Origin of the sequence: Arthrobacter sp. FW306-07-I (assembly GCF_021800405.1) — a bacterium.
GTDB lineage: Bacteria > Actinomycetota > Actinomycetes > Actinomycetales > Micrococcaceae > Arthrobacter.
Map to the genome: position 1 here is coordinate 3,082,092 of NZ_CP084550.1, position 10,721 is coordinate 3,092,812.

At 63.0% G+C, this 10,721-nt stretch carries 12 protein-coding genes; 8 read left to right on the forward strand and 4 right to left on the reverse strand.

The window, feature by feature from the left end; genetic code table 11:
• Positions 1-166: 166 nt before the first annotated feature.
• Positions 167-535: a hypothetical protein gene (locus tag LFT46_RS14175; protein WP_236820163.1), complete on the forward strand. Its 369-nt coding sequence runs from the start codon at positions 167-169 to the stop codon at positions 533-535.
• Positions 536-593: 58 nt separating this feature from the next.
• Here the strand turns inward: LFT46_RS14175 and glmS are convergent, their stop codons facing one another.
• A complete protein-coding gene (glmS, locus tag LFT46_RS14180) occupies positions 594-2,486 on the reverse strand; it encodes a glutamine--fructose-6-phosphate transaminase (isomerizing) (protein ID WP_236820164.1) in 1,893 nt (630 codons plus the stop codon).
• 131 nt (positions 2,487-2,617) lie between these two features.
• Between glmS and coaA the strand changes: the two genes are divergently transcribed.
• The 3 genes from coaA to mscL are packed head-to-tail and all read left to right on the forward strand — an operon-like array spanning position 2,618 to position 4,901.
• Positions 2,618-3,583, forward strand: coding sequence for a type I pantothenate kinase (coaA, locus tag LFT46_RS14185; RefSeq protein ID WP_236799071.1), 966 nt, complete (start codon positions 2,618-2,620; stop codon positions 3,581-3,583).
• A 5-nt stretch (positions 3,584-3,588) separates the two neighbouring features.
• Complete coding sequence (locus tag LFT46_RS14190; protein ID WP_236820165.1) at positions 3,589-4,473, forward strand: M15 family metallopeptidase; 885 nt, start codon at positions 3,589-3,591, stop codon at positions 4,471-4,473.
• 23 nt (positions 4,474-4,496) lie between these two features.
• Positions 4,497-4,901 carry a large conductance mechanosensitive channel protein MscL gene (mscL, locus tag LFT46_RS14195; protein WP_236799073.1) on the forward strand — a complete coding sequence of 135 codons (405 nt, stop codon included), beginning with the start codon at positions 4,497-4,499 and terminating at the stop codon, positions 4,899-4,901.
• 61 nt (positions 4,902-4,962) lie between these two features.
• Here mscL and glmM read toward each other — a convergent pair whose 3' ends face one another.
• From glmM to rplM, 3 genes are all read right to left on the reverse strand, one after another.
• Positions 4,963-6,324 (reverse strand): phosphoglucosamine mutase, encoded by a 1,362-nt coding sequence (gene glmM / locus LFT46_RS14200; protein WP_236820166.1) that lies wholly within the window; start codon positions 6,322-6,324, stop codon positions 4,963-4,965.
• A gap of 486 nt (positions 6,325-6,810) precedes the next feature.
• Positions 6,811-7,314, reverse strand: a complete 504-nt coding sequence (gene rpsI, locus LFT46_RS14205; RefSeq protein ID WP_236799076.1) for a 30S ribosomal protein S9 — start codon at positions 7,312-7,314, stop codon at positions 6,811-6,813.
• Between the two features lie 38 nt (positions 7,315-7,352).
• Positions 7,353-7,796 carry a 50S ribosomal protein L13 gene (gene rplM, locus LFT46_RS14210; protein ID WP_043454696.1) on the reverse strand — a complete coding sequence of 148 codons (444 nt, stop codon included), beginning with the start codon at positions 7,794-7,796 and terminating at the stop codon, positions 7,353-7,355.
• Between the two features lie 311 nt (positions 7,797-8,107).
• Here rplM and LFT46_RS14215 point away from each other — a divergent pair, with 311 nt between their 5' ends.
• The 4 genes from LFT46_RS14215 (at position 8,108) to LFT46_RS14230 (ending at position 10,721) form a co-directional block, all read left to right on the forward strand.
• Positions 8,108-8,755: a prepilin peptidase gene (locus LFT46_RS14215; protein ID WP_236820167.1), complete on the forward strand. Its 648-nt coding sequence runs from the start codon at positions 8,108-8,110 to the stop codon at positions 8,753-8,755.
• 279 nt (positions 8,756-9,034) lie between these two features.
• The gene (locus LFT46_RS14220) at positions 9,035-9,229 is read left to right on the forward strand and encodes a Flp family type IVb pilin (RefSeq protein ID WP_236820168.1); all 195 of its coding nucleotides are present in this window, start codon (positions 9,035-9,037) and stop codon (positions 9,227-9,229) included.
• A gap of 86 nt (positions 9,230-9,315) precedes the next feature.
• Positions 9,316-9,708, forward strand: a complete 393-nt coding sequence (locus tag LFT46_RS14225; RefSeq protein WP_236820169.1) for a TadE/TadG family type IV pilus assembly protein — start codon at positions 9,316-9,318, stop codon at positions 9,706-9,708.
• On the forward strand, positions 9,696-10,721 hold the full coding sequence (locus LFT46_RS14230) for a pilus assembly protein TadG-related protein (RefSeq protein WP_236820170.1): 1,026 nt from the start codon (positions 9,696-9,698) through the stop codon (positions 10,719-10,721). Before LFT46_RS14225 ends, LFT46_RS14230 begins: the two co-directional genes overlap by 13 nt.

Genomic DNA, 10,721 nt, shown 5'->3' on the forward strand with positions numbered 1-10,721 from the left:
CTCCAGTCGCTGGAGATAATGGCCTATGGACAACTCGAGAGGCTCCCAGCCGCCACGGAGGAGAAGACCTTGGCGAAGGATTTTCAAAGGAGTCCTGATCGCACTCGCCGTCATCGCTGCTCCGCTTCTTCTGTTTCAGGCGTCGTACGTATTGGGAACGGCCCGGATGGTGTCCCTCGCCGACAGGCTTCACCCGTTGGCCGAGTGGGAACCGGATGGTGATAACGTCAGCGGCGGCGTCTTCTGCGTCCCTGTCGCTGTGCCTTGCGACAGCATGTGGCGCCAGTACAGGACGCAGCAGCCGCCCGCGCCCGCCGATATCCGCCAACTAACCGTGGCGGCGGGGCTGGACGGGAAAGTGAACGGGGACTGTGAAACGTCTCCCCTTCCTGCGAATGTCACCGGAATGTACACAGCATGCAGCGCAGCCGGAGTGTTGGACGGCTACGACGTTGAGGTTCGGGTGCTGAAGTTGGCAGAGAACGACCCGGAACGGATCATCCAGTTCCGGCTAAGCAGCATCAAAAACCGCTAGGCAAAACAGAAACCCCGGGCCGCGGGGCCCGGGGTTCAGCTGTCCTGCGTTATTCCGCTTATTCGACGGTGACGCTCTTGGCGAGGTTGCGCGGCTGGTCCACGTCGTAGCCCTTGGCTGCGGCGAGTTCCGCGGCGAAGATCTGCAGCGGGACGGTGGTCAGCAGGGGCATGAGCAGGGTGGGGGTTTCGGGGACATAGAAGACGTGCTCGGCGTAGGCCTTCACGGCCTGGTCGCCTTCCTCCGCGATGACCAGCGTCCGGGCGCCGCGGGCGCGGACTTCCTGGATGTTGGAGATCACCTTGGCGTGCAGTGATTCGCGCCCGCGCGGGGACGGGACCACCACGAACACCGGCTGGCCTTCATCGATCAGGGCGATGGGGCCGTGCTTAAGCTCACCGGCGGCAAAGCCCTCGGCGTGGATGTACGCGATCTCCTTGAGCTTCAGCGCACCTTCCAGGGCCACGGGGTAGCCCACGTGCCGGCCCAGGAACAGCACGGACTTCTCGTTCGCCATGGACCGGGCCAGTTCGCGCAGGGGTCCGGCGTTGTCCAGGATGGTTTGGATCTTGGCGGGGATCTTGTTCAGGTCCGCCAGGACGTCCTTGATCTGGCCCGAGAAGATGTTCCCGCGCAGCTGTGCCAGGTACAGGCCCAGCAGGTACGCGGCGGTGATCTGGGCCAGGAACGCCTTGGTGGAGGCCACCGCGATTTCCGGGCCGGCGTGCGTATACAGCACGGCGTCGGACTCGCGCGGGATGGTGGAGCCGTTGGTGTTGCAGATCGAGATGGTCTTGGCGCCCTGCTCGCGGGCGTACCGGACGGCCATCAGGGTGTCCATCGTTTCACCGGACTGGGAGATGGAGACCACCAGGGTGTTCTCGTCCAGGATCGGGTCCCGGTAGCGGAACTCGTGCGCCAGCTCCACCTCGGTGGGGATCCGGCACCAGTTCTCGATGGCGTACTTCGCCACCGTGCCCGCATAGGCGGCGGTGCCGCAGGCCAGCACGATGATCTTGTTGACCTGCTTCAGCAGTTCAGGATCGATCCGCAGCTCATCCAGGGTCAGCTTGCCCTCCAGGTCCGACCGGCCCAGCAGGGTCTGCGCCACGGCATCGGGCTGGTCGTGGATTTCCTTCTCCATGAACGAGGAGAAACCACCCTTCTCCGCCGAGGCCGGGTCCCAGTCCACGTGGTATTCCTTGCCCTGGGCCGGGTTGCCGAAGAAATCGGTGATCACCACACTGTCGGCGGTGATGGTCACGATCTGGTCCTGGCCGAGCTCCACCGCGCGGCGGGTGTAGTCGATGAACCCGGACACGTCCGAGCCCAGGAAGTTCTCCCCTTCACCCAGGCCCACCACCAGCGGCGAGTTGCGGCGGGCGGCCACCACGACGTCGGGCTGGTCGGCATGCACGGCCAAAAGCGTGAAGGCGCCCTCGAGGCGCGGGCAGGCCAGCTCCATCGCCCGGGTCAGGCCACCATTTGCCGGGTCCCCGCCCAACTGGTTGCGCAGGATGTCCGCCAGCAGCGCGGCAGCGACCTCGGTGTCCGTCTCGGACAGGAACTCCACACCCTTCTCCAGCAGTTCCAGCTTGAGCTCGGCGAAGTTTTCGATGATGCCGTTGTGGATCACGGCGAGCTTGCCGCCGTCAGCCAGGTGCGGGTGCGCGTTACGGTCCGTCGGGCCGCCGTGCGTCGCCCATCGGGTGTGCCCGATCCCGGTCAGGGTCTCCGGCAGCGGCCGGGCCTCCAGCTCACCAAGCAGGTTGCTCAGCTTCCCGGACTTCTTACGGGACTCGATGTTCCCCTGGGACACCACAGCAACACCGGCAGAGTCATAACCGCGGTACTCCAGGCGGCGCAGTCCCTCAAGGACAACGTCCAACGCACTGTGACCATTAATTGCACCGTCAACCGGACGGCCTACATACCCCACGATTCCACACATAGGCTCAAGACTATCGGCAGCGTGCCTGTTGCTCTAAACCGGCAGGCGCCGATAATAAGCGTCCGTGACGTACGCCGCGCTGAGCAGGGGCGTCATTTCGCGATGGGCCGGGCGCGGGGCAGAATCTTTAGGTGACTTCGCAACGCAACGACGCGAACGGGGAGGGTGCCTCGCCGTTCGTGGAGCTGGACCGGCAAACCTGGTCCCGCCTCGCCGCCCAAATGGAGCAGCCCCTTAATGAAGAGGACGTGCTGCGCCTTCGCGGGCTCGGCGATCCCCTGGACATCAACGAAGTCAGGGACGTCTACCTGCCGTTGTCCCGGCTCCTGCACCTGTATGTGGAGGCGGCAGGGCAGCTGCACGCAGCCACCACCACGTTCCTGGGTGAACAGACCCAGCGCACCCCGTTCGTCATCGGCGTGGCCGGTTCCGTGGCTGTCGGCAAGTCCACCATTGCCCGCGTGCTGCGGGAGATGCTGCGCCGCTGGCCGGGCACCCCGAACGTGGAGCTGATCACCACCGACGGCTTCCTCTACCCCCTGGCCGAGCTCAAGCGTCGGCAGCTGCTGGACCGAAAGGGCTTCCCGGAGTCGTACGACCGCCGCGCGCTGCTGCGGTTCGTGAGCGAGATCAAGGGCGGCGCCGAGGAAGTGCGCGCACCCTGGTACTCCCACGTCACGTACGACATCGTGCCCGGCAAGGAAGTGGTGGTTCGCCGCCCGGACGTCCTCATCGTGGAGGGCCTCAACGTGCTGGCCCCGGCCCGGCCCCGGCACGACGGCCGCCAGGGCCTGGCCCTGAGCGACTTCTTTGACTTCTCCATCTACGTGGACGCGAAGACCTCCTACATCGAGGAGTGGTACGTGGACCGGTTCCGGAAGCTGCGCAGCACGGCGTTCGCGCAGCCGGAGTCCTACTTCCACCGCTATGCCACCCTGTCCGACGAGGAAGCCGAGAGCACCGCGCGCGACATCTGGAAGCGGATCAACGAGCCCAACCTGGAGGAGAACGTGCTTCCCACACGGGGCCGCGCGCAGCTGGTACTGACCAAAGAGGCGGACCACTCCATCCGGCGCATGCTGCTCCGGAAGGTGTAGCACAGGTGTGCTACCAATGCGGCTCCCCCAGTCGGCGCAGCTTCTCCCGCTTCCTCGCAGCGGGGGCCGGGCTGACTGTCCTGGCAGCGTGCACACCGGAGGCACCCAAGGCGGTGGCGCCGTCGTCGTCCACTGCTTCCTCCGCCGCGCCCTCACCTTCAGCCGTCACAGCGTCGGCGGGCCCGACGCCGGACGCCGCCACGGTGGGCCAGTCACCCGAGGTGCCGTCCCCCACACCGTCGCCGTCGCCGTCGCCGTCGCCGTCGCCGTCGGCCACCTTGGCGCGGCAGTTTTCGCTGGATGACCCGGCCAGCCCGTGGGTAATCGTGAACAAGCACCGGCCGTTGAAGCCGGCGGACTATGTGCCGGCTGACCTGGTCCGGCCCGCCGTCGCGATTTCCGCCGTGGGTGAAGCCGCCCTGCTGAACAACACGACGGCGGCGGCTGCCGAGGCGATGTTCGCAGCGGCCGCGCGGGACGGCGTGGCGATGGTCCTGGCCAGCGGCTACCGCTCGTACAACACGCAGGTGACCACCTACAACGGGTACGTGGCGGCACGGGGCCAGGCCGACGCGGACACCGCCAGCGCGCGGCCCGGCCACTCTGAGCACCAGACAGGGTGGGCGTTCGACATCGGCGACGGTGGCGGCTCGTGCAGCTTCGAGCCGTGCTTCGCTGACCAGCCTGCGGCTTCCTGGGCGAAGGCGAACGGGCACCGGTTCGGGTTCGTGGTGCGGTACCCGTGGATGCTGCACCCCATCACCGGGTATTACTACGAGCCGTGGCACCTGCGGTACGTGGGAGTGGAGGCGGCCACGGACATGCTGAACCGCGGCGTCGGCACGCTCGAGGAATACTTCGGCCTCGAAGCGGCGGCCGGGTATCTGTAAGGGCGTGCGTTAGGTTGGATTCCATGCTTAATGGATTCAAAAACTTCATCATGAAGGGCAATGTGGTTGACCTTGCGGTCGCCGTGGTCATGGGTACTGCGTTCGGTGCGGTGGTGACGGCGCTGGTGAACAAGGTGCTGATGCCCTTCGTCTCCGGCCTGGTAGGGGCGCCCAATTTCGACAGCTTCGCGAGGGTGGAGCTGAACGGCAACGCCATTGAGTTCGGGGTGCTGCTGACTGCGGTGGTGAACTTCCTGCTGATTGCTGCAGCCATCTACTTTGTGGTGGTGATGCCGATGAACATCATGATCGAGCGCCGGAACCGCCGGCTGGGGATCAATAAGGACGTGAAGAAGGACGCCGCCGAGGATCCGCAGGTGGCGCTGCTGACCGAGATCCGGGATGCGCTGAAAGAACGTTCCCTGTAAGTCTTGTTGCAGCAAAGTGGCCCGTCTCCCTATGGGAGGCGGGCCACTCTTCTAGGTGTGCCTAGTTCGAGGCGAGCTCCAGCGCGAGTTCGCTCCGGACCACCTGGGCCAGGTGTTCGGCGATGGACTGGGCGGTCTCTTCGTCTGCGGCTTCCACCATCACGCGGACCACGGGCTCGGTCCCGGACGGGCGGAGCAGGACGCGGCCGGTTTCGCCGAGCGCAGCTTCCGCCGCCGCAACAGCCTGGGCCAGGACGTCGTTGCTGCGCACGCCGCTGCGGTCCACGCCCTTGACGTTGATGAGAACCTGCGGGAGCTTGGTCATCACGGTGGCCAGCTCCTTGAGCGGCTTTCCGGTGAGGGCCACCTGCGCGGCGAGCTGCAGGCCGGTAAGGAGGCCGTCGCCGGTGGTTGCGTGGTCGGAGAAGATGACGTGGCCGGACTGTTCGCCGCCCAGGTTGTAGCCGCCGTCGCGCATGCCTTCAAGGACGTAGCGGTCCCCCACCGCGGTTTCCACGATGGTGATGCCCGCCTCGCGGAGGGCGATCTTGAGGCCCAGGTTGCTCATGACGGTAACCACCAGGACGTCGTCCCTGAGCTTGCCGGACTTCTTGAGCGCTACCGCGAGGATCGCCATGATCTGGTCGCCGTCCACCTCGTTGCCTTCGTGGTCCACGGCAAGGCAGCGGTCCGCGTCGCCGTCATGGGCGATGCCCAGGTTGGCGCCGTACTTGACCACGGCTTCCTTGAGCGGGCCGAGGTGGGTGGAGCCGACACCGTCATTGATGTTCAGGCCGTCCGGATCTGCGCCGATGACGATGACATCCGCGCCGGCGTCCTTGAAAAGCTGGGGCGAGCAGCCGCTGGCGGCGCCGTTCGCGCAGTCCAGCACCACCGTAAGGCCATCGAGGCGGTGCGGGAGCGTGCGGAGCAGGTGGACGATGTAGCGGTCCTCGGCGTCGGAGAAGCGCTGGATGCGGCCCACGTCGGCGCCGGTGGGGCGGACGGCTTCCTTGCTCATCTGGGCTTCGATGGCGTCCTCCACCTCGTCCGGCAGCTTCTGGCCGCCGCGGGCGAAGAACTTGATGCCGTTGTCCGGTGCCGGGTTGTGGGAGGCGGAGATCATGACACCGAAGTCGGCATCCAGGTCTGCGACCAGGTAGGCAGCGGCGGGGGTGGGCAGGACACCCGCATCGTAGACGTCGATGCCTGAGCTGGAGAGGCCGGCTTCCACGGCGGCGGCGATGAATTCGCCGCTGGCTCGCGGGTCACGGGCCAGCACGGCGCGGGGCCTCGCACCGTTGGCAGCGCGGTCATGGCCGAGCACGACGGCGGCCGCCTGGGCCAACTGCAGGGCCAGTTCTGCTGTCAGCAGGCCGTTGGCCAGCCCCCGGACACCATCTGTTCCAAATAATCTAGACACCGGTCAAGTGTAGAGGATGGGGCTGCTGCAGTTTGAAACAGCTGGCCAGCGGCTTTAAGCGTGCTTCGTGTGTTCAGGGAGCGGAAATTTGAAACCTCTTCCAAGTCGCGCCTACTCGTTTTGATGTCAGGTGCCATCCTTTGCACAGGGAGCAGGGATAGACGTTGGCCTCTCGCCTCCGGTAGCCGCTCGAGCGTCGTATGGCTATGAGTGGCAGAACAGCGGCGTTCCGGCTCGCGTAGGTGACCTTAGTGCAAGAGGGCATAATGCGAAATCCAATTATGGGAAGTCGCATGGCTCATATCCACACTTGATCAGCCGCTTAGTACAGCAGATCCGCATCCACTCGAAGTGGCTTGTCACTGACAAGTTAGTCCACCCGAACCGCTGCTCGCAATCATCTCTGCCGCTGCTGGGGTTGCTATAGGTGTTAACGCCAGAAGCCCGCCCCGCCAAACGGCAGGACGGGCTTCTGTGCAAGCGGATTTAGCGCTTGGAGTACTGCTGGGCCTTACGGGCCTTCTTGAGACCGGCCTTCTTACGCTCGATGACACGGGCGTCGCGGGACAGGTAACCGGCCTTCTTCAGGGTGGGGCGGTTGTTCTCGACGTCGATCTCGTTCAGTGAACGGGCGATGCCGAGGCGCAGTGCGCCGGCCTGGCCGGAGATGCCGCCACCGTGGATGCGGGCGATGACGTCGTAGGCGCCTTCGAGATCAAGGATCTTGAAGGGCTCGTTGACGTCCTGCTGGTGCAGCTTGTTCGGGAAGTAGTTCGCCAGCTCGCGGCCGTTGATGGTCCACTTGCCGGTGCCGGGCACAACGCGAACGCGTGCAACGGCTTCCTTACGGCGGCCAACAGCTGCGCCGGCAACGGTCAGTGCCGGGCGCTCCTTCTTGGGAGCAGCTTCTGAAGCTGAGCTCTCAGAGGTGTAGCTGGTCAGGTTTTCCTCGGCCTCGACGACCTCGGTGGTCTCTTCGTTCTGAGCCACGATTCTCCTTGTATAGATAAGTTGTTTGGTGGCCAGGACTACTGGGCGACCTGGGTGATTTCGAAAGTCTTGGGCTGCTGGGCGGCGTGCGGGTGCTCAGCACCGCGGTACACCTTCAGCTTGCCGAGCTGCTGGGCAGCAAGGGAGTTCTTGGGGAGCATGCCCTTGATGGCCTTCTCAACGGCGCGGACCGGGTTGGTTTCCAGCAGTTCCGCGTAGTTGACGGAGGTCAGGCCGCCCGGGTAACCGGAGTGGCGGTATGCCCGCTTCTGCTCCAGCTTGGCACCGGTCAGGGCTACCTTTTCAGCGTTGATGATGATGACAAAGTCGCCCATGTCCATGTGGGATGCGAAAGTGGCCTTGTGCTTGCCGCGCAGCAGGATTGCGGTCTGGCTTGCAAGACGACCAAGGACAACGTCGGTGGCGTCAATGACGTGCCACTGGCGGTTGATATCGCCGGGCTTCGGGGTGTACGTACGCACGGTGTTTGCCTCGTTCTTGTTCTGGCGTTCTTGTTTAGGTGTCGCTAGCTCGCGCACCTACTGTCTGCGCGCTACCGGAACAGAGGTGAGGGCTCTATGTAACCAGTCATCCTGAAGTTCCGAATGTGCACGTTGAGTAGTTATCCTGCAACCGGATTCTCAAGCGGGCACGCACCATCGGAATAGGACACGCACAACGACTACCAAGATTAGCGCGTCAGGTGCTTCAGGGTCAAAATGAGGTAGCCGGAGGCCGCTGGGGCCTACGTCGGATCAACAACGTAGGGGTAACAGTGTTGTCAGCGGAGAACTTGAGCCCCACCACCGCGCTCCTAGTTCTTGGCGCCGCACTCCTGGGAGCCACCCTCTCCCCCATCGCGGAGTTCCTGATCGCCAAGGTGATTCCGAGGCTCGGTAACGCACCACGCTTCCAGACAAGAATTACGACGGCGGCACTCACCGGCGTCGCGTGCGCCGCCTTTGCCCTTCATTTTGGCATTTCTTTCGGCCTACCGGCCTTCCTATTCCTAGCGGTATTAGGCGTGCAGCTGGCACGGATAGATGTAGCACTCCATCTGCTGCCCAATCCCCTCGTACTGACACTTTTAGCCGGCGGTCTTTTACTTCTTTTATTGCCAGGAGTATTTGGTAAGCAATCTGAGGATGTGCTTCGCGCAGCCCTGGGAGCCGTCATCTTGTTTGCCGGCTACCTGATGTTGGGACTTATTTCGCCCGGCGGCATCGGAATGGGCGACGTGAAGCTTGCCGCGCCTGTCGGTCTTTACCTGGGGTACCTAGGTTGGAGCCAACTCCTCTACGGCGGCCTCTTAGGGTTCATCCTGAACGGCGTGGCCACGGTGCTTGTGCTCAGCAGAAAAGGCCGCAATAAAGCCACCGAAGTGGCCCACGGCCCCTCCATGCTCGGTGCCCTTGCTGCCGTCACGTTCTTCATTGCCTAGTCCGCATCGCCGTACTTCATTCCGGCGCCGCCGCCGTTTCCGGCAGCAACCCAAGTAGTCCTCCGCGTACCTGCAAACGCCGGCTGAGTACTGGTCCGTCTTTCCGAGTACGTATTTTTTGCGTCAAAGTAAAAAGTCGAGTACTACTACGCATTGTCGCCCCATAGCCCCCGATGACAATCTCTTCTTAGCGAAGTCCAGCCGCTAAAGAGTTATGGGGGCAGCTGGAAATTCGTTGAAATCAAATAAATCCAATTTCACCGAATTAAGGAAATTAAAATGACTTCTCTCATGGTCTCAATGACTGCTTTCATCGCCGGCATCGCCGATCGTTTCAAGACCGAAGAAAAGGGTGCAACTGCTGTTGAGTACGGCCTGATGGTTGCCCTGATCGTTATCGCGGCCATCCTCGGTATCACGGCCGTCGGAGGCCAGCTGCAGGCCCTCTTTGCCGACATCGCCACCCGGCTCTAACAAGCAGGAATATATCGCCAAACCGATGGCGGCTCCCAGGCCATCTGGGAGCCGCCATTGCTTTCCCAGGACGTAAGGATCGAAGCATGCGCAAGAGGAACGAAGAGGGTGCCGCGGCCGTCGAGTTCGCACTCATACTTCCGGTGCTGTTACTCATCTTGATCGGCATCATCGAGTTCTCCTTGGCTTTCAACGCGCAGCTGTCGCTGAACCAAGCAGCTCGTGAAGGAGCTCGGTACATGGCTATCCACAACAACGCAGGTGACGCGGCTACTGCCGCCGGTAATGCTGCCGGTCGATTGGCGCCAGCTTCAGTCAGCACCACCTTCTCCTTCACAGGCGGCGGGACGACATGTGCGGCCGGCAAACAGGTCACAGCAACAACCAGTTACACGCTGACCACCGTAACGGGCTTTCTGGACGCCTTCACGGGAAACATCGCCATGACGGGCAAAGGAACGATGTCATGCGGAGGCTGAACAAGAACACCGACCATGAGCGCGGAGCCACCGCCGTAATGGTGGCGGTCATGATGGTGGTGCTTCTCAGCTTTGGAGCCGTCGCCGTCGATGTGGGCGGGATGTATGCAGAAAAGGCCGTTACACAGAACGGGGCAGATGCGGCAGCCCTGGCGGTTGCACAAAAATGCTCCAAAAACGAAGCCGATCCCGCGTGCGTGACTGGCTCGTCACTTTCGCCCACTTTGGCCAATGCCAATGCCAAAGACAATCTCACGAATGTGGCGTCGACTGTCGTTAATAAAGGAGCAGGCACGGTAACTGTTACCACGAATGCCCAAGACTCCTCCGGGGTCCATTTCTCGACATTCTTCGCCAGGATCTTCGGAACCGACACGACAAATATCAGCGCCGTGGCCGAGGCGAGATGGGGAGGCGCCAAATCGGGTGACATCTTCCCGATTGCCTTCTCTGAATGCGAAGTCGACCTCAGCACGTCAGGCGACGGCGCCATGCAATTTCTGCTCTCCCACGGGACGGGGGCTGGCAAGAAAGATACCTGCCACAGCACCGCCTCTGGGCTTGAGATTCCTGGCGGCTTTGGCTGGTTGGTAACGAGCGGCACCTGCACCGTCAAAGTTGACCTGGCATCACCGTGGGTATCAAGCAATACCGGAAACAATCCCGAGGCCGGCTGCAGCGACATTCTTCAAGGCTGGAAGAACAAGCTCGTCGCAGGGCAGAAGGTGGTAGCGCTGCTGCCGGTTTTCGATCAGACAAGCGGTACGGGCACTGGCTCCAAATTCCACCTGCGAGCCTTTGCTGCCATCGATATTGCCGGCTGGGACCTGGCCAATCAGGATCCATTCCACTACATGCCTGCTTCCGCTCAGGCATTCAAGGATGCGGGTGGCTGGAAGAGCAGCGACCTCGGCATCGTCGGAAAGTTCGTGCGCTACGTCGCCTTGGATGAGGCGTTCGACGTAGGCGGGCCTACCACCTACGGCGGAAACGTCGTAGAGCTCACCAAATAA

Bases quoted from the DNA above. Each gene is read 5' to 3' on its own strand.
- LFT46_RS14175 (WP_236820163.1), top strand. From the start codon at position 167: ATGGTGTCCCTCGCCGACAGGCTTCACCCGTTGGCCGAGTGGGAACCG.
- glmS (WP_236820164.1), bottom strand. From the start codon at position 2,486: ATGTGTGGAATCGTGGGGTATGTAGGCCGTCCGGTTGACGGTGCAATT.
- mscL (WP_236799073.1), top strand. From the start codon at position 4,497: ATGCTTAATGGATTCAAAAACTTCATCATGAAGGGCAATGTGGTTGAC.
- LFT46_RS14220 (WP_236820168.1), top strand. From the start codon at position 9,035: ATGACTTCTCTCATGGTCTCAATGACTGCTTTCATCGCCGGCATCGCC.
- LFT46_RS14225 (WP_236820169.1), top strand. From the start codon at position 9,316: ATGCGCAAGAGGAACGAAGAGGGTGCCGCGGCCGTCGAGTTCGCACTC.
- LFT46_RS14230 (WP_236820170.1), top strand. From the start codon at position 9,696: ATGCGGAGGCTGAACAAGAACACCGACCATGAGCGCGGAGCCACCGCC.